Raw genomic sequence first — 19493 nt, forward strand, 5'->3', positions numbered from 1 at the left:
TTTTCTAAAACAATTTCTTTAACCATTTTATAATAAATGCTATCAAGAAAATCCAAATTATTACTGACTAAAATTTTCAGTTTTTTTTCTGTTATTAGAGGATATAACATTTGGGTTATTGCATTAGCACAATATTTAGCCGCTATTTTCATATTGGCTCCAGAATTACGTGCTTTAGAAATTTTATTAGATTGGAAATTATTCCTAATTGTTTTAGCTTCTTCTTTGACTATTGCATCAGGCTACATTATTAATAATTTTTATGATGCCAAAAAAGATCTAATTAACAGACCAAGAAAAGCAATGATTGACCGATTAGTAAGTCAGTCTACCAAATTAAAAGTCTATTTTGCGATTAATTTTTTAATTGTAACTTTGGTTAGTTTTATTTCCTGGAGAGCTGTTTTATTTTTCTCTAGTTATATTTTTCTTATTTGGTTCTACTCACACAAGATTAAGAAATACCCCATAATAGGTAATTTAACAGCCGCTATTTTAGCAATTTTACCTTTTTTTGGCATTTTAATGTATTATAAAAATTTCTATCACGTAATTTTTGCTCATGCCACTTTTTTATTTTTATTAATTCTTATTCGCGAACTAATTAAAGATTTAGAAAACATTGAAGGTGATTTAGCTAATGAATACCAAACCATTCCTGTTTTATTTAACGAAAAAACAGCAAAAACAATTATTTCAGCACTTACTATAACTACTATTTTCCCTGTCTACTTATTAATTGACATCTACGATGTTGGCTACATGGACATCTACTTTTATTTCAGCCTACTGCTTTTAATTTTCTTTTTTATCCAATTATGGAAATCAGAAAACAAAGCAGATTTTTTAAAACTACATTTCTTGTTAAAATTTATAATTGTAGCTGGCGTTTTTTGCATTGTATTAATAGAGCCTTCTGTTTTAATACATGGTAAAAAATTACTAACCAGTCAATACGTTATCTTTTTAGAATCAATTACTTAAAGAAAAAGAAAAGCCAATTGTATTTTACAATAAAAATATGTGAATCCACTTAATAGTTATATCTTTGCAAAAAATACAGATAAGATATGTCACGTCATCAAGGAAATGATAAAAACAGGCCAGGATCAGGAAGACAAGGTGGCTTTAAAAACACTAGTAACTCAAGAGGAAATGCTCCAATAAAGAAGACACCTTCGAAATTCTCAGCAAAAACGGAAACCAATAAGCCTAAAAAAAATACTAACGCGACTTCTAATCCTGATGAAATGCGACTAAATAAGTATATCGCAAATTCAGGAATGTGTAGTCGTAGAGAAGCAGATCTTTACATTCAAAGTGGTAATGTTAAAGTAAATGGTGAAGTAATCACTGAAATGGGTTACAAAGTAAAATTGAGTGATGTTGTCGTTTTTGATGGAGCAACAATTACTCCTGAAAAAAAAGAGTATATTTTATTAAACAAACCTAAAAACTTCTCTACAGCAGGTGATGATGAAAAAGGAGATGGAAATGTTTTAGATTTAGTTCGTAGCGCTACAAAAGCAAAGCTTCAACCTGTAGGAAGAATGGATAAAACTACGACAGGCTTATTATTGTTTACCAATGACACAGACACCATTAGAAAGTTTACACTTCCAAACCAACGATCTTCAAAATTATATCAAGTTTCTCTAGACCGAAATTTAAAGTATGAAGATTTAGAGAAAATTTCTGGAGGTATAAATATTGATGATTTTAGAGTCTATGTAGAAGAAATCACATATATAGAAAACGAACCAAAAAGTGAAATCGGTGTAAAAATGAAGACTGCTAATGTAAAAATAGTTCGTAAAATTTTTGAACACCTTAATTACAATGTAATTAAACTAGACCGAGTAACTTTTGCCGGTTTAACGAAAAAAAACCTTCCTCGTGGCACTTGGAGGTTTCTAACTGAACAAGAAATTATAAATTTAAGAAATTCATAAACCTTAATTAGCCACGAAAACTATTTCGTGGTTATTTTTTAGACCATGTCCAATCACTTACAACAAATAGCCGTTCGATGGTTTGAAGCATTTAATGCAAAAGACTTAGATAAATTATTGTCATTATATGATGACGAAGCGAAACACTATAGTCCAAAATTAAAAGTAAAACAACCTGAAACCAACGGTTTAATACATGGCAAAAAAGCCATGCGTGTTTGGTGGCAAGATGCCTTTGATAAGCTACCTACATTACATTACAAAGTAACTTCATTAACAGCGAACACAGATCGTGTATTTATGGAATACATTCGTCAAATAGCGAACGAAGAAGATCTATTTGTCGCTGAAGTATTAGAAATTAAAGACGATAAAATTGTTTTTTCTAGAGTATATCATGGATAAAACAACTGCAAAACAAAAAACCTTAGACATTAAAAAACAACCTCTAAGGTTTTTTCAAATAAAATAATTAAGTAGTTTTTTTACATTTTCGTCGCAATTTCTTTACTATATTTTTTCAAAATAGCACGGCTCATTCCTAAATTAGCCTTACTACTATCAACAGCTAAATAAATGAAATACTCTCCATTTTCTGAAATACTTATAATATGAATTTGATTCGATAAAGTAATCATGATATCTTCAATATTTTCTTTTAATCCTAACGCTTTAATAGCAGTCATTTTAGCTTTCACAACCTCTAAATTATAGGCCGATGCTAATTCTGGATCAAAATTTGAACTTACAGATAATGACTTATATGACATACCTGTCTTTACTTCAGTTACCGCTACAGCGATAAATCCTGAAACGTTTGTTTTTAAATCTTCTACGAATGTGGTTAAAAAATCTGACATAAATTGTTGCTTATTTTAGTTTATAAATTTTGATATTCTTAAAACACTAGAACTATTTATTAATAATAGAATCCATGGTTTTCATTATCAATCCTAATTTCGAACCATCTTTTGAAAATGAGGCCAAATAGTAATCTTTACTAAACTTGTTCACTACTACAAGTCCGTGATCTGCATGTATTGTAATCTTATCCATATCACCATATTCTAGATCTTGGATAATTTCTTTACACATCGTGGCAATCATTCCAGACATTGCTGCATAATTACCATCATACTCAAAATCACTTGACTCAATTAAATCTCCATCGATATCAAATAGAAGAACATTTTCTACTCCTGCATCTGTTATCATGTTTCTTAAATCTTGTTTGGTCGGTCTACTGCTCATAAATTAATCTTAGTTTTTATTTGTATTAAAATTTTTATTAAAATATATTTAGAGTTTTAACAAAAATAACTTAAATTTATCTCATAAAAAAGTTAAATTATTCGAATTCAATTACAGAAAAACTATAATCATGAAAACAAAAAGCCTAAAAAAACTAAACAAAGACCTACAAAAAGCATTAGTAGAATTTAGAAAATATTCTACAGACAATGGTCCAATTACTAAAAAAAGAGGATTTTTTAAAAGTATTTTTAGTTAAAAACAAACAAAAATTCTTATAAAAATTCTTGTCCATTTTTAATTTTAAGAATATAATACTACTATTTCTTTAAGCATTAAGAATATAGTAGTATTATGTTATTGTATATTAACAAAAAAAACTGGTGGCATGATTTTTACCTATAAATTTCAAGAATAAATTAAGAAATTAAACAAATTGATAATCTCCAAAAACTTGTTCAATTTCAGTAAACACGTCTAACAACTGATTTAAATCATCTGTTGTAACTAGCTTTTGCTTGTATTCTTTAAAACCATGAATCCCTTTAAAGTAATTTGTATAATGCCTACGCATTTCTACAACACCTACTCTTTCATTTTTCCACTCCACAGACCAAATCAAATGATTACGTGCCGCTTCAATTCGATCTTTCATACTAGGAACTGGTAAATGTTCTCCAGTTTTAAAAAAATGTTTGATTTCATTAAAAATCCAAGGGTAACCAATTGCTGCACGTCCAATCATAATTCCATCTAAACCAAATTTATTTTTATATTCTAATGCCTTTTCAGGAGAATCAATATCTCCATTACCGAAAACAGGCATTGTGATTCTTGGGTTATTTTTTACTCGAGCAATATGAGACCAATCAGAGTGTCCTTTGTACATCTGGGCTCGCGTTCTGCCGTGTACCGTTAATGCTTGCACACCAATATCTTGCAAACGTTCCGCAACTTCATCAATATTAATAGACTCTTCATCCCAACCTAAACGCGTTTTTACAGTAACAGGCAGCGAAGTACTTTTTATGACCGCTTTCGTTAAACGCACCATCAAATCAACATCTTTTAAAACACCTGCACCTGCACCTTTGGAAACTACTTTTTTTACTGGACATCCAAAATTAATATCTACTAAATCAGGCTGAACTGTTTCAACAATTTTAGCACTCATAGCCATAGCTTCTTCATCGCCACCAAAAATCTGAATTCCTACTGGTCGTTCGTAATCAAAAATATCTAACTTTTGACGACTTTTAATAGCATCACGTATCAATCCTTCAGAAGAAATAAATTCAGAATACATTAAATCTGCACCATGCAACTTACATAAGCGTCTAAAAGGCGGATCGCTCACATCCTCCATTGGGGCTAATAAAAGAGGAAAATCGGGTAATTCTATGTTGCCAATTTTAGGCATAATCTTCAATTTTTTTTGCAAAGGTAAGTTTTTTTATAAAAACTTAAATTGTTAAGCTAGATTTCAATGTTTGAATGAATTAAAAAACAATTATCTTATTTCTTTTCAGTCAAATAACGCCAGTAACGCTTTGGAACATGTTGTAAATGCAATTTTGTGTTTTTTCTTTCTTTTATATTTGTATGATCAAAATATTCAATCCACAATTGCTGATAGTTTATCTCACTGTCATGCAAAACAGCTACTCTATTTTGAAAATAGTTCTGTTGGTCTGGCAATGTAACAATTTCAACATCTTGCAAATCATAAAAAATCCCATACTTTCGTCTTTCATCATAAATCAACCATTTTTGGTCTTGGTACCTTTCTTTAAAGTGCCTTATAATTAAAGGCAAAACATCAAAATCAGGATGAATTTTTGCAAAGTAAATTTTATCCTTTAACAACTCAAATCGCACAAAAGCTTCCATCCGATGTTTTTCTCTTCCCACACTTTTTACCAATTTTGACAACTGTAACACATACATATTCGAATAATCATGCATAATATTTTTCCCCTTACAATCAATCGCGTAAAAAATAACATTGGCCATAATATTTTCCACATTTTTATCTTCCGAAGCATAAGCATACAACAATTGTCTTACGCCATATTTACCCAATAAAATCTCTAATTTAACCAAAACACGATTGGCTTTTTCTATATTAGTAATTATGGTTACCGTTTCTCCAAAAAGAGCATCTTGACTTACTCTTGTTTTTACAATTGTTACTTCAACATATTTATATTCGTAAATTTCAAATATAGCTGTTAGAAAACCTTCAAAGCTATTATCGTAAGAAAGCTGTATCATTTAATAAAGACATTTGAGTACTAAATTGTTTTTCAAACTTACTTTTTGTTTCATTCAAAATAACTTTTTTTAGATGCACACTATCTAAATACTGCAAATATTTATTGGTATTCGCTACTGTTATAAAGTATTTTGCCCGATTAGTAGCTCCACCCATTTTCTTTATATGTTCCAAAGAAAGTTGTTGAAAACGTCTAGTTTGCACAATTTTATAAGCAGATTTTACACCTATTCCTGGCACACGTAAAATCATTTCAAGAGAATCATATTGAATGTTAACCGGGAATTGATGAATATTGCGTAAAGCCCACCCTAATTTTGGATCCACTTCTAAGTCTAAAAAAGGATTATTTTTTTCCAAAATTTCGTCTGCTTTAAAACCATAAAAACGCATCAGCCAGTCTGCCTGATATAATCGATTTTCTCTCACCATAGGCACTTGAGTTCCCAAAGCAGGCAATCTGGCATCATCAGCAACAGGCACATATCCCGAATAATATACTCTCTTTAAATTAAAATTATTGTAAAAATGATTGGCTACTTTTATAATTTGAAAATCTGTTTCCGATGTTGCACCAATAATTAGTTGTGTACTTTGCCCAGCTGGTGCAAATTTAGGAACCAATTTAAATTTTTTCTTTTCATCCTTATATACAATTATTTCATTTTTAACAAAACCCATAGGTTGAATCATCTGCTGATGGTTTTTATCTGGCGCTAATAATTTTAAACCCGATTCGGTTGGTATCTCTAAATTAACACTTAATCGATCTGCATACAATCCTGCTTCTCGCATTAAATCATCACTGGCTCCAGGAATAGTTTTTAAATGAATATAGCCATTAAAATTATGTTCTAACCGTAATTTTTTAGCTACCCTAACCAAACGTTCCATAGTAAAATCTGCATTTTTAAAAATCCCCGAACTTAAAAATAAACCTTCTATATAATTTCTTCTATAAAAATTAATCGTTAAATCCACTACTTCCTCAACTGTGAAAGCAGCTCTTTGTATATCATTACTTTTTCTTGTGACACAATAAGCGCAATCATATATACAAAAATTAGTTAAGAGAATTTTCAACAAAGACACACAACGACCGTCTTCAGTGTAAGTATGACAAATTCCAGATGCAGAAGAATTTCCTAATCCTTTTTCTTTATTCTTACGATTTCCTCCACTAGAAGAACAAGAAACATCATATTTTGCAGCATCTGCCAAAATTTCAAGCTTTTCTTTAATTCTGTCGTAATTCATATTGATGTAAGATTATTTTCTTACAAATATAAGACAAAATTACCCTAAAAAGAAACCTTTTTTCAACTTTAGCATTTGTTTAAGCATCACATATTATCTGTTAATAATACATAGAATGTTAAAAACTTTGGTTTATATTTGCAGATTAAATACAGTGCTGTATTTTTAGGAAATTTGACAGAATCAGAAGATGAAGAACATTAGAAATTTTTGCATTATTGCGCACATCGACCATGGTAAGAGTACTTTGGCTGACAGATTATTAAGTGCTACACAAACGGTTTCAGCCAGAGAAGAGAAAGCGCAATTGCTCGACAATATGGATTTAGAACGTGAGCGTGGTATTACTATTAAAAGTCACGCTATTCAAATGAATTATAAATACAATGGAGAAGATTATATTTTAAATTTAATTGACACTCCAGGGCACGTGGATTTTTCTTATGAAGTATCTCGTTCTATAGCTGCCTGTGAAGGAGCTTTATTAATTGTTGATGCGGCTCAAAGTATACAAGCACAAACTATTTCAAATTTATATTTAGCCTTAGAAAACGACTTGGAAATTATTCCTGTCTTAAACAAAGTCGACTTACCTAGTGCCAATCCTGAAGAAGTTAGTGATGATATTATAGACCTTTTAGGTTGTAAATTAGAAGATATTATCCATGCATCAGGAAAAACAGGTTTTGGTGTTGACAAAATATTAGAAGCAATTATTGAGAAAGTTCCTGCACCAAAAGGAAATCCAGATGAGCCTCTTCAAGCTTTAATCTTTGATTCCCATTACAATCCTTTCAGAGGAATTGAAGTAATTTTCCGTGTAATTAATGGTGAAATTTCCAAAGGTCAGAAAATTAAGTTCATGGCAACTGGTAAAGAATACTTTGCTGATGAGGTAGGAACTTTAAAATTAAATCAAGTTCCCAAACAAAAAATATCAAGTGGTGACGTTGGGTATTTAGTTTCTGGTATAAAAGAAGCTAAAGAAGTAAAAGTGGGTGACACCATTACAGATGCCAAAAATCCAACGACCAATATGATTACTGGTTTTGAAAATGTAAAACCAATGGTATTTGCTGGGATTTATCCAGTAGACACAGAAGATTTTGAAGATTTAAGAGCTTCTATGGAAAAGCTACAGTTAAATGATGCTTCTTTAGTATTTGCCGCTGAAAGTTCGGCAGCCTTAGGTTTTGGATTTCGTTGTGGTTTCTTAGGAATGCTACATTTAGAAATTATTCAAGAGCGCTTAGAACGTGAGTTTGACATGACTGTAATTACTACAGTTCCTAACGTATCTTATTTGGCATATACTAAAAAAGAACCTGATACAGCTATCATTGTCAACAACCCATCTGATTTACCTGAACCATCAAAATTAGACCGTGTGGAAGAACCTTTTATTAAGGCAACCATCATTACAAAATCTGATTTTGTAGGTAACGTAATGAGTTTGTGTATTGAAAAAAGAGGAATTATTACTAATCAAACCTATTTAACTACTGAAAGAGTTGAATTAAATTTTGACATGCCATTAGCTGAAATTGTATTTGATTTTTACGATCGTTTAAAAACAGTTTCTAAAGGATATGCTTCATTTGATTACCATCCTATTGGAATGCGAACTTCAAAATTAGTTAAATTAGACGTCCTTTTGAATGCTAACCAAGTAGATGCTTTATCTGCATTAATTCATGAAGACAATGCTTATTACATTGGTAAAAAAATGTGTGAAAAATTACGTGAATTAATCCCACGTCAACAATTCGACATTCCAATTCAAGCAGCAATTGGAGCCAAAATCATTGCTCGTGAAACCATAAAAGCCTTACGAAAAGACGTAACAGCTAAATGTTATGGTGGAGATATTTCTCGTAAAAGAAAACTGTTAGAAAAACAGAAAAAAGGAAAAAAACGTATGCGACAAGTTGGTAATGTAGAAATCCCACAAGAAGCATTCATGGCCGTTTTAAAATTAAATGATTAAAATATTTAAATAAATCAATTTCAACCCAATAATTTTCATTATTGGGTTTTTTTTATACCATTAAACTTCCGCAAATTCCTAAACCAACAAGCAAATACAAAACAGCTAAAATATAGAGTACTTTTGCTGCTTTAGGACTATTTTTTCTTACAATCGCACCAAATACACCTAACAATAAAGGCGGACCAAACATAATTAGTAAAAAGAAAAAAATTAATCCGTTTAAGTTTCCAACTTCTAATGCTATCATCTTTTAAAATTTTATTTGTGACCGTAATTCTTCTAATCGTTCTTTTTTATCGTCTCTATAAAACAAATTCATTGTTTCAAAAGGAATAATTTTATAATCTTTATCTACAATATGAACACACGATTTTTTTATCGCTCTTACATCAAAATTATAAGCGTCAATAAATTGCATAATAATAATTCGAAAAAGATTATCATAACCTAAGTGAGGTGCATCAATATTTGGCAAACAACACATGATTGATTTCAAATTTTCTTCTGCAACTTCAACAGAATTTCCAGTACTAAATAGTTCAATCATTTTCCCTTTTAATTGTTCGTCCTGTTCATAAATTATGGTATTTTTACTATTATCTAACAAATCATTAGGATTAATATATCTTGTTAAAGGAAAAACTTGGTCATCCAATTTCAAAGCATATCCCATTACTAAAGCATCTGGATTACAAGGAACGGGTAATAAGTCATCAGGATTAAAAATAGAAGTTTGTTCCAAAATTTTCCTTCTTACTTCTGTTAAAGTCATTCTATCGGTTTGGGGATTAAAGTTTTCTAATCTTCCTGCAATTTGTGTCGGTTGAAAAGTAACACCTCGCACACATTTTTGTTGAATCGCATAGGTTATAATTTTTCCAATTTCATGATCGTTTAATCCTTTTTGCAATGTAACTACCAAAGTAGTAGATATATTAAACTCATTTAAATTTTCAATAGCTTGTTTTCTGACTTCATTTAAATCAGCTCCTCTTAATTCTTGCAGCACTTCATTGTCAAACGAATCAAACTGCAAGTAGATTTCAAAATCTGGTGTAAATGATTTTAATTGTTTTACAAAATCTTTATCCTTTGCTATTTTTATACCATTTGTATTTAACATGAGATGCCGTATAGGCAATGATTTAGCATAGGTAAGAATTTCAAAAAATTGTGGATGCAAAGTAGGTTCACCTCCACTAATCTGAACCACATCGGGTTCTTTTTCATTTAGAACAATAGTATCTAACATTTTCTTTACTTCTTCTAAAGTTCTATGTCTCCCATAAGTTGGAGAAGAGCCTGCATAGCAAGTAGGGCAAGTTAAATTACACCTATCTGTTACTTCTACAACAGTTAAACAAGAATGTTGTTCATGATCTGGGCATAGTCCGCAATCATAAGGACAGCCGTAATCTGTTTTTGTGTTAAATTTATAAGGCGTTTCTGAAGGCTTATTGTAATTTCTGATGTTTTTATAATAGTCAATATCATCGGCTATCAAAACTTTAGAACTTCCATGATCAGGACACCTTTTTAACATATAGACTTTATCATTTTCAAAAACAATTTTAGCATCAATTCGCTTTAAACATTGAGGACAAAGACTTAAGGTATAATCGTAATAAGTATAATTTCTAACTGGCATTTTTAAAAAAAATTAAAATTGTTTTATAGTAGTACACTAAACACAGCATACATACTATTTGTATTGAACTTAGGTTTAGAACATAAAAAAGGTTTGGTTTTAAAAACTCTATAAAAAAGCGAAATAAAAAATACAATATCATAAAATATTGAAAAAGCAATCCGTTTTTTAATTGTTGTCTTTTTAGTTGCAGCAAAAACAAAAAAAGCATGATTAAAAAAAACAATTCATATAAAGCGATTGGATGTCTTTTTATACCATCTCCCAAATTCATTCCTAAAAAAAAAGAAGTTTCTTTTCCATAGGTAAACTCATTCGTCCCCGACAAAAAACATCCAATTCTACCTATAAAAATCCCAATGATAATTGGAAAAACAAATAAATCTCCTGAGGATTGTTTTTCATTAATTATCTTTTTTGACCATTCAACTCCTAAAAGTCCGCCAAACAAACCTCCCATAATTGTTTTTGTGTTCAACAACTTTAAAAAAGCAATAGAATTTACAGGCACAATAGGATTTTCAAGAAAACCAATAATTCTAGAACCCAAAAATGCACCAATAGCTGCACCAAGAATAATGGATAAACGATGTGTTGTAGAAATGGTATCTGTTGTATTTTTTCGTAAATACAAATAATATCTAAACCCTAAAAAAAAAGCTAAATATTCTAAAATGAGATGTATGTTTATTTTATTTCCTAAAACAATTGGTTCAAAAGGAATAGTCATGTAATCGATTTATTCAAATTTAGAAAAATACTACAAAAATGGTACCCAAAAAAACATTAAAAGATTGTTTTAATAAAATGATTAACATTTTTCAAAATAAAAGCGCTCAACCCATTTAAAAAAAATGTAATTTTGCACAGATCAAAATGATTTTCAACCCCCAAAGATATCATAATGAAGAAACTACTAATTTTATTTTGGCTTTTGCCAATGTTATCTTATTCTCAATCCATTACTGTGGATGACACCAGTAATTCCCCAAATCAATTAGTGGATTTACTTTTAGGAAATTCTTGCACAGATGTATCCAATGTAATGATTTCATCCAATCAATCAGTAGCATCATTTAACAACAATGGATCAGCTTTTCCAATTAATGAAGGCATCATTATTCGTAGTGGTATCGCTAAATATTCCGAAGGGCAATATACAGGCAACAATTTAGATAGCCAAGTAAATACTAATGGAGATAATGGTCTACAAAGCATTGTTACCAATGCGGGTCAGTCTGGTTTAATAACCGATGTTGCTTTTCTTCAGTTTGATTTTATCCCTTTGTCTTCTAATTTTAGTTTTGATTTTCTTTTTGCATCAAATGAATATGGACAATGGCAGTGTGCCTCTTTTGACACTTTTGCCTTTTTCCTAACTGATCTAACAACTAACACTACAACAAATTTAGCTGTAATCCCAACTACTACAACACCTGTCTCTGTTTTAAACATAAGAAATCAAGCTTATAACAACAATTGCAATTCAGCTAATGCAAATTTATTTAGCACTTATAATGTAAACAATCCTAGCAGCTCTACCATGAACATGAGAGGTTTTACTACTGTTATGAATGCCTCAGCAGCAGTAACACCCAATAACTCTTACAGAATTCGATTAGTTATAGGTGATTATCAAGATTATCGATATGATTCTGCTGTTTTTTTAGCTTCAGGAAGTTTTATTACAACAATTGATTTAGGTTCAGATGACACCATTTGTACAGGAGACATGAGAACAATCACTTCTGGTTTAAGTGATACTGAGTTTAATCATAGTTGGACTTGGAACGGAAATCCTTTAGCAGAAACAAGTAACACCTTAACAGTAACACAAAGTGGTATGTATGAAGTTACTTTAACTAAGCCAAATTCAAATTGTGTTATAACCGATCAAATTGTATTCTCAGATTTAGCTGTCAATAATCCTGTAGATTTAATTGCTTGCAACAACGGAAGTACTACTTACAACTACGATTTAACACTCAACAACGAAACAAATTTAGCAATCAACAACGCGGTTTATGATATATACTATTACGCTTCTATAACAGAAGCAAGTTCTCATACTAATGCAATTACTCAAGTTACTAATTATAATAGCACAGGAAATGAAACTATTTATCTAGCATTATACAATACCAATACAGCCGCATTTTGTGATGCCATTTACCCTTTTGATTTACTGGTTAGTGATCCTATTGTAGTTAATCCAATTGCTAATTTTGAAAATTGCGACACTACTAATCCTTCTGGGCAAACGGTTAATTTAATAAACCAAACTTTGGCAAACAATTCACAACTTGCTTCAGATTACACACTTTCTTTTTATCCTTCTCAAAATGAAGCTCAAATAGGTGGTCTTGGAAATTATCCTAATCCAACAAATTATGGTGTTGCTACAGGTGCTTCAATACAAACTGTTTGGGTTAGAATAGAATCTAATACGAATTCACAATGTTTTGCAGTTAGTAACTTCGACATTATTATACACCCACTTCCATTGGTAGACACTATTAATAGTATAGTTGAATGTCATGAATATATATTACCTTCTATTACTAATGGAAATTATTTTTCTGGACCAAACGGAACAGGTAATTCGTATAATGCAGGTGATAGCATAGATGTAGGGGGAACTTATTATATTTTTAATGGTCCAGACATCAACGGATGCACGAATCAATCTAGCTTTCAAATAACACTTATAGATGAATATGGAATTCCTTTAGAATATTGTGGCCAATTTGTAGTTCCAAACCCTATTGAAGGAGATTTCTTTACTCAAACTGGTGGCTCTGGAAACCCTACTAACACTATCATCCCTAGCGGTACAATTATAACAACTGATCAAACTATCTATTATTACGCTGAAGTAAATGGTAATTTTTGTAAAGAAGAAGCTTTTCCATTAATAATACACCCTTTACCACCTGTAGACTCATTAAATGATGTGGTTACTTGCGTGAATTACACTTTACAACCATTAACCAATGGCAATTATTATAATGCGCAAGGAAATCAACTATCCGCTGGTGATGTTATCTCCACAACACAAACTATTACTATTACTAATGGCCCTGATGTAAATGGTTGTAGTGATAGCACCACATTTACCATCTATATCATTAATAACGTAGGGAACCAAAATGCCTGTGGTAGTTATACTTTACCTAATTTAGATGCAGGAAATTACTATACTGGTCCCACAGGAACAGGAACCATCATACCAGCACAAACCAACATTACCACATCGCAAACTATCTATATTTATGCCAATACAAGTACAGCACCAAACTGTACTGATAATATGTCTTTTGACGTAACTATTTTACCTGTACCTCCTGTAGACTCTCCAAACGATGTTGTAGCTTGCGATTCTTATGTTTTACCAGCATTAACAAATGGAAACTATTATACAGAACCTAATGGTTCAGGAGAGATGTTACAAGCTGGCGACATTATCGATTTAACAGGAAACAACAATGCCCCAGGAACATACTATGTTTACACTCCTGCAAACGCGGCAGGTTGTGACAACCAAAGCTCTTTTAGCATTACTATTAATCCGTTACCACCAGTAGACACGGTAGGAGATCTATATTATTGCAACTCCTATTCATTACCTAATCCAATTGATGGTAATTATTATACCGAACCAAATGCTTCTGGTATCTTAGTCGATGCAACTATGGTATTTAATGAAACCAAAACCTTTTATATATATAATATAGATCCAAATACAGGTTGTACCCAAGACATTCCTTTTACGGTTTACTATAACTATATTGGCTTACCTGATTATGACAACCATACTGCTTGTGACAACTATACACTTGAAAATTTAACACATACACCTTCATCGCCAGATAATTATACTATAAATTATTATTCACAATCAGGTGGTAATCCAACAGACATTATAAACCCTAGTAATTATACTCTTACTTCAACACAAACTATTTATGTTTTTGCAAGTAATGGAGATCGTTTTCCTTGTACGGAAGAAAAAAGCTTTACTGTAACCATATCTGAAACCCCAGATTTAACTTTATATCCAATAGATTTTACATCTTTAGATGGTGCTAGTTATTGTGGTGATTTTACTTTACCAACATTAACACCAACAGCCTATACTCTAAATTATTACAGTCAGCCAGGCGGTAATCCAGTTAATTTAATCAATCCTAACGACTATACTTATAGTGTTGCTGCAACTAGTTCGAGTATAACATTTGATGTTTGGGTATATGCAGAAGCTACAAATAACCCAAATTGTCATGATGAAACACATTTTCAATTTACAGTTTACCCAAGATCTGTATTTTCAGTAGAAGACGGTATCATTTGTATTCATCCAGAAACAGGAGTAGTGGAACAAACTGCAGTATTGCAGGTAAATCAAGATAGTAGCTTGAACAGTAACAATTATGAAATAGAATGGTATCTTAATGGGGTTTTAATGGGCTCAGGATTTCAATACACAGCTAGTGAGATTGGAACATATGATGTCGTTCCTGTTAAATTAACGACTGAAAACGCTCCTGATTGTTCTTACGACCCTACAACGGTTGAAGTAACTCAGTCTAGTATTGCAGTTGCGGAAGTTGTTTTAACAGACACTTTTGAAGAAGTAGCCGTTGCGACTGTAACTATTTCAAATGGATATGGGGATTATGAATATCAATTAGATGGAGGTCAATTTCAACAAAGTCCTATTTTTACTGACATAGGATCGGGAGATCATACTATTATTGTTAATGATATCTATGGGAATTGTGGAGACCAAACACTAACTTTTACTGTCATTAAATACCCTAAATTTTTCACACCAAATGCTGACGGCTACAATGACAAATGGAATATTTATGATTTAAAAGATAGTCAAGAAACAGTTATCTCAATTTTTGACCGCTATGGAAAATTGATAAAACAAATTTCACCAAATGGTCCAGGATGGGATGGCACTTATAACGGTGTTCCTTTGCCATCTACAGATTATTGGTTTGTAGTAGAATATAAATACAACAACCAAAACAAAACTTTTAAGGCTCATTTTACAATGAAGAGATAAATAAAAAGCACTTGATACCAAGTGCTTTTTTATTTATAATTACTAATCCTTATTTTATAATCCTGTTCTAATAGCTTCCACAGGATCTAATTTTGAAGCTGATATAGCAGGAATAATTCCAGATACCAAACCAATAAAAGTAGCCAACCCGCTACCTATTAATAAATTTTGAGTACTTAATACAAATTCAAAATCCAAAGCTGCGCTTAAACCGACAGCACATAGCCACACTAATAACATCCCTACAATTCCACCAATTAAAGATAAAATAACTGCTTCAAATAAAAATTGAAACAAGATAAATTTATTTTTGGCTCCTAAAGCTTTTTGAATGCCAATTAAATTAGTTCGCTCTTTTACAGAAACAAACATGATATTAGCAATTCCAAAACCACCTACCAAAAGTGAGAAAAAGCTAATCCCCCATCCTATTTTATTCATCTGTCCAACGATATTATCAATAAAATCTGTAAATCCAGATAACACATTGATAAAAAAATTATTTATTTCTCCTGGTTTAATACTTCTAAAAGTTCGTAATTTTTGAGTTAATTCTGCTTTAAATTCATTCATATCAACACCCTTTTCAGGTTTAATTAAAATAGCTGGAGTAATACTTTTATTATTATCTCCGTACATTCTTCTTAAGAAATTAACTGGAAAAAACACAGTAACATCATTACTTTGTCCAAAAGTAGATTGTCCTTGCTTTTTAAGTACACCAATAACAGTTAATTTTTGTCCATATAATCTTATTTTCTTTCCCAAAGGATTTTTATTACCGAAAAGACTTGTTGCTACTTCGCTACCTATAACAATAACTGGTGTTCCAGAATTAGATTCTGATTCGTTAAAAAAGCGCCCCGATTCTACTTTGATAGGTTCTATATCAATTAATTCATTGGTACAAGGATTTACTTGAATTGAATTAACGGTTTTATCTTCGTATTTGATATTTTCGCTACGCGTAAACAAATTGAAAGACATTTTATCTACATATTTCACCGATCTTTTGATGTATTCGTATTCTTCATAAGTAACGTCAGGAAATTGTTCTCTTTTCCATCTCGGAACATCAGTAGGGCCAAAAGAAAAGCGAATTAAATACACTGTATTTAAATCCATGTCACTTAAATCTTCCTTAATTTTTTTATCCATAGAATCTACTGCTGCCAACACAGCAATAATAGAAAAAATACCTATCGTAACTCCTAAAAGAGACAATAAGGTGCGTAGTTTGTTATTTCGCAAGGCATTAAGCGCAAAGCTTAAACTTTCTTTAAGTAATCGAAGATATAATAACATAATACAGTTGAATTATCTTATTAGTAGACCTAAAGCAAAAAATGTTACAAAATGAGTTGAAAAAGATAATGTTCACCTGCAACACACTATAAGTTATTATAATTTCGGCATTAATAAAATTTTGATACAACGTGGAAATTTTTGAAAAAAAAAAAATACTTTTTTTACAGATTAAAACAAATTATGAAACGAAAAAGCAATTAAATCTTTAATAGAATTAAGTTCGAGTTTCTTTAAAATATTTTTTCGGTGAGTATCTACAGTAAATTGACTAATGTGTAACATATCTGCAATTTGTTTTGCCGTTTTTCCTTCTTTTATTAATAAAATAATTTCTTTTTCTCTTTTGGAAATAAGTTTAAACAAAGGTTGTGGTAAATAACTCTGCATATCCATTTCCAAAAATACATCTTCACCTTGTAAAACAGCCATAATTACTTCTTTAACTTCTTTGGCATCGGTACTTTTTGGAATAAATCCATTCGCTTCGCTTCGCTTGATTTCCTGAACCAAGGCTTTAGGATCAAACATCGAAATAAAAATTATCTTTATTTGTGGATAATTTGTTTTTATGCGTTTAGCAATATCCAATCCATTTTCTTCTTTTAATTGAATATCCAGCAAAATCAAATCGATGCAATCCAGTAACTCAGGCAATTCTTTTTCAGAAGCAATAACATCTTGTAATTGAACTAATTCAATATCACTTAAAATCCTTGCCAATCCTTCTGCAAAAAGTTTGTGATCATCGATAATGATAGTATTATTAATTTTAGTTTTCATGCAAAGGAATGTTTATAATAATTGTTGTATTACCTTTTGTACTCGAAATGTGCACTTCGCCATTTCTATTCTTAACTCGCTGATGAATGTTTTTTAATCCCATACCTGTTCCTTTCATCGCCTTATCAAGATCAAAACCAACACCATTATCTTCAATTATAAGTTGAATTTCTTCGTCGATTAAGATTTGAATAGTAACTTCTTTGGCTTGTGCGTGTTTTAAAATATTAGTCACAATTTCATTACAAATTTTAAAAATAGTATCGGCTGTAACATTCGACAAAAGACTTTCGTTACCAATAAAAATTACGCTAAATTCTATTGGACTTATATTTTGATATAATGCTACAAGAGTATTAATTCTATCCTTAATAGTATTTTGATGAGACGTATGTATCGCTAATTTTTTATAAAATCCGCGAATGTCATTACTCGCATTAGTTATCATATCTATTAAAATTTTATCTTCTTCATAATTATTGGTTACCCAAAGTTTTATAGCACTAATGGTTGCTCCTAAATCATCGTGTAAATCTCTCGCAATTTGCTGCCTTTCTTGATTTTGAATATTTAATTCCCTATGCATCATACGCTCTTCATAATTTGCGTTTTCAATTTCCAACTGAAATTTTATTTTAGCAGTTTTTTGAAATCGCCACGCAATTAAAACACCAATAAAAATAAACTCAACACAAACCACCCAGTAGAAATAGTTAGGATAGGTTATTTCATAATAATTTAAGATACCAGAATAATTTAAAAAATAACCTGCTGGGTTAAAAAGCAACATAATAATTACAAAGAAAATACCTGCTGTAATATTTTTTGATTGTAAGGACAATAAAATGATTTTTAAAACAGTAATAGCTACAATAACAAAGATAAGATAGAGATTTATTTTCCAAAATAACGTATATCCTATTTGTCCAAAATGAAGTTGATTCATAAACAAAAAATAGATAACTATTGAAAAAAGACTACAAAAAAGACCTAATTTATAGCAAAAATCGAATATTTTTTTACAGCTAATTTCAGTCTCTGTATCCTGAAAAATGTAAGAAACAATACTATAGTTTATACAAACAGCTAATAACGCCAATGGTAGAGAATGAAATCGATTGATTATCCAAAATAAAGTTGCTTGTGAAACAATAGTATTCATTAATTCTTCAGACAAAGCAATGATAATTACGACAAGCAAATAAAAGAAAAAGAATAAAAACACATTTTTTCTTTGAATTATCCAAAGAATTAAACTTAGTAAAGACATAATTAAAAATGTTCCAATAAAGAAACCAACCGACCAATAAAATTGTTTCTCCCATAGAAGATGATGTTCAGGGGTTGTTAAATCGGTAAAAGCATTTTGTGTATGCCGCTTATTAATTAATTTTACTACGATTTCTTGTTTTTGCTTATATTCTAAAAAAACAGGAATAGACAGCGCTCTGGTCTTCACTTTCCTATCACGCAATAATTGATTTCTAAACAAGGTATCAGTTGCTACCCAATGCCAATTTTTTTTACGAAACACATAAAGAGAATCGGCATGAGTATAAAATGACCACCAATAGTTGTGTTCAATTTCGGAATTATTTTCAATTTTTAAATAATACCAAGTAGAATAAGGATTTAAACCAATATTTTTCTTAGATGAATAAGCGTCATCAAACAAATTATCATTACTTAATTTTGCAGCAACATCTGTGAAACTGGCATTCTTAGTTGTATCTATCCAAACTCGCAAATAAGCATACAAATTATCAATATTAGGTCCGTTCACTTTAAAAACATTTTTTTCTTGCGCAGAAACAATGGTTATAAAGTGAATACAAATGCAAATAGTAAATACAATTTTGTTTGAAAACCTCATAATTAGTACAACAAATATCTTGTAATTTACTGAAAATAAAAATACCAAGTTATTGGTATTGTGGGTGTTTTATAATAAAAATAAA

The 19493-nt window shown here is 30.7% G+C and carries 17 protein-coding genes; 6 read left to right on the plus strand and 11 right to left on the minus strand.

Translation table 11 applies throughout. The features are described from left to right. Positions 1 to 36 precede the first annotated feature (36 nt). The 3 genes from CX675_RS13040 to CX675_RS13050 all read left to right on the plus strand — a co-directional run bounded on the left by CX675_RS13040 (position 37) and on the right by CX675_RS13050 (position 2357). Positions 37 to 984: a geranylgeranylglycerol-phosphate geranylgeranyltransferase gene (locus CX675_RS13040; protein ID WP_130735684.1), complete on the plus strand. Its 948-nt coding sequence runs from the start codon at positions 37 to 39 to the stop codon at positions 982 to 984. 86 nt (positions 985 to 1070) lie between these two features. Then, complete coding sequence (locus CX675_RS13045) at positions 1071 to 1952, plus strand: pseudouridine synthase (RefSeq protein ID WP_130735685.1); 882 nt, start codon at positions 1071 to 1073, stop codon at positions 1950 to 1952. Between the two features lie 45 nt (positions 1953 to 1997). Further along, positions 1998 to 2357 (plus strand): nuclear transport factor 2 family protein, encoded by a 360-nt coding sequence (locus CX675_RS13050; protein WP_130735686.1) that lies wholly within the window; start codon positions 1998 to 2000, stop codon positions 2355 to 2357. Positions 2358 to 2437: 80 nt separating this feature from the next. Here the strand turns inward: CX675_RS13050 and CX675_RS13055 are convergent, their stop codons facing one another. Continuing rightward, positions 2438 to 2812, minus strand: a complete 375-nt coding sequence (locus CX675_RS13055; RefSeq protein WP_130735687.1) for a hypothetical protein — start codon at positions 2810 to 2812, stop codon at positions 2438 to 2440. 52 nt (positions 2813 to 2864) lie between these two features. Then, on the minus strand, positions 2865 to 3203 hold the full coding sequence (locus CX675_RS13060) for a hypothetical protein (RefSeq protein WP_130735688.1): 339 nt from the start codon (positions 3201 to 3203) through the stop codon (positions 2865 to 2867). A 130-nt stretch (positions 3204 to 3333) separates the two neighbouring features. On the opposite strand from CX675_RS13060, the gene CX675_RS20275 reads away from it, so the two are divergent. Then, entirely contained in the window at positions 3334 to 3462 is a 129-nt protein-coding gene (locus CX675_RS20275) for a hypothetical protein (protein WP_255509228.1), read from the plus strand. Positions 3463 to 3630: 168 nt separating this feature from the next. Here CX675_RS20275 and dusB read toward each other — a convergent pair whose 3' ends face one another. The 3 genes from dusB to CX675_RS13075 all read right to left on the minus strand — a co-directional run bounded on the left by dusB (position 3631) and on the right by CX675_RS13075 (position 6735). Then, positions 3631 to 4623 carry a tRNA dihydrouridine synthase DusB gene (gene dusB, locus CX675_RS13065; protein ID WP_130735689.1) on the minus strand — a complete coding sequence of 331 codons (993 nt, stop codon included), beginning with the start codon at positions 4621 to 4623 and terminating at the stop codon, positions 3631 to 3633. A gap of 95 nt (positions 4624 to 4718) precedes the next feature. Next, positions 4719 to 5477: a TIGR03915 family putative DNA repair protein gene (locus CX675_RS13070; RefSeq protein WP_130735690.1), complete on the minus strand. Its 759-nt coding sequence runs from the start codon at positions 5475 to 5477 to the stop codon at positions 4719 to 4721. Then, positions 5455 to 6735 (minus strand): putative DNA modification/repair radical SAM protein, encoded by a 1281-nt coding sequence (locus tag CX675_RS13075; protein ID WP_130735691.1) that lies wholly within the window; start codon positions 6733 to 6735, stop codon positions 5455 to 5457. The genes CX675_RS13070 and CX675_RS13075 overlap by 23 nt, the downstream gene beginning before the upstream one ends. Before the next feature lie 190 nt (positions 6736 to 6925). On the opposite strand from CX675_RS13075, the gene lepA reads away from it, so the two are divergent. Next, positions 6926 to 8722: a translation elongation factor 4 gene (gene lepA / locus CX675_RS13080; RefSeq protein ID WP_130735692.1), complete on the plus strand. Its 1797-nt coding sequence runs from the start codon at positions 6926 to 6928 to the stop codon at positions 8720 to 8722. Positions 8723 to 8774: 52 nt separating this feature from the next. Here the strand turns inward: lepA and CX675_RS13085 are convergent, their stop codons facing one another. From CX675_RS13085 to CX675_RS13095, 3 genes are read right to left on the minus strand one after another with little or no spacing between them, the layout of a single operon-like run. After that, on the minus strand, positions 8775 to 8972 hold the full coding sequence (locus CX675_RS13085) for a hypothetical protein (RefSeq protein WP_130735693.1): 198 nt from the start codon (positions 8970 to 8972) through the stop codon (positions 8775 to 8777). Between the two features lie 3 nt (positions 8973 to 8975). Then, the gene (locus CX675_RS13090) at positions 8976 to 10373 is read right to left on the minus strand and encodes a radical SAM protein (RefSeq protein WP_130735694.1); all 1398 of its coding nucleotides are present in this window, start codon (positions 10371 to 10373) and stop codon (positions 8976 to 8978) included. Then, positions 10363 to 11103: a prolipoprotein diacylglyceryl transferase family protein gene (locus CX675_RS13095; RefSeq protein ID WP_130735695.1), complete on the minus strand. Its 741-nt coding sequence runs from the start codon at positions 11101 to 11103 to the stop codon at positions 10363 to 10365. The genes CX675_RS13090 and CX675_RS13095 overlap by 11 nt, the downstream gene beginning before the upstream one ends. 174 nt (positions 11104 to 11277) lie before the next feature. On the opposite strand from CX675_RS13095, the gene CX675_RS13100 reads away from it, so the two are divergent. After that, complete coding sequence (locus CX675_RS13100) at positions 11278 to 15447, plus strand: T9SS type B sorting domain-containing protein (protein ID WP_130735696.1); 4170 nt, start codon at positions 11278 to 11280, stop codon at positions 15445 to 15447. A gap of 54 nt (positions 15448 to 15501) precedes the next feature. Here the strand turns inward: CX675_RS13100 and CX675_RS13105 are convergent, their stop codons facing one another. The 3 genes from CX675_RS13105 to CX675_RS13115 all read right to left on the minus strand — a co-directional run bounded on the left by CX675_RS13105 (position 15502) and on the right by CX675_RS13115 (position 19408). Continuing rightward, entirely contained in the window at positions 15502 to 16752 is a 1251-nt protein-coding gene (locus CX675_RS13105) for an ABC transporter permease (protein ID WP_130735697.1), read from the minus strand. A 171-nt stretch (positions 16753 to 16923) separates the two neighbouring features. After that, positions 16924 to 17535, minus strand: coding sequence for a response regulator transcription factor (locus CX675_RS13110; RefSeq protein WP_130735698.1), 612 nt, complete (start codon positions 17533 to 17535; stop codon positions 16924 to 16926). Continuing rightward, complete coding sequence (locus CX675_RS13115; RefSeq protein WP_130735699.1) at positions 17525 to 19408, minus strand: ATP-binding protein; 1884 nt, start codon at positions 19406 to 19408, stop codon at positions 17525 to 17527. The genes CX675_RS13110 and CX675_RS13115 overlap by 11 nt, the downstream gene beginning before the upstream one ends. Between the last annotated feature and the right edge of the window lie 85 nt (positions 19409 to 19493).

This window comes from Flavobacterium sp. J27 (genome assembly GCF_004303025.1).
In the GTDB taxonomy this organism is placed as follows: Bacteria; Bacteroidota; Bacteroidia; order Flavobacteriales; family Flavobacteriaceae; genus Flavobacterium.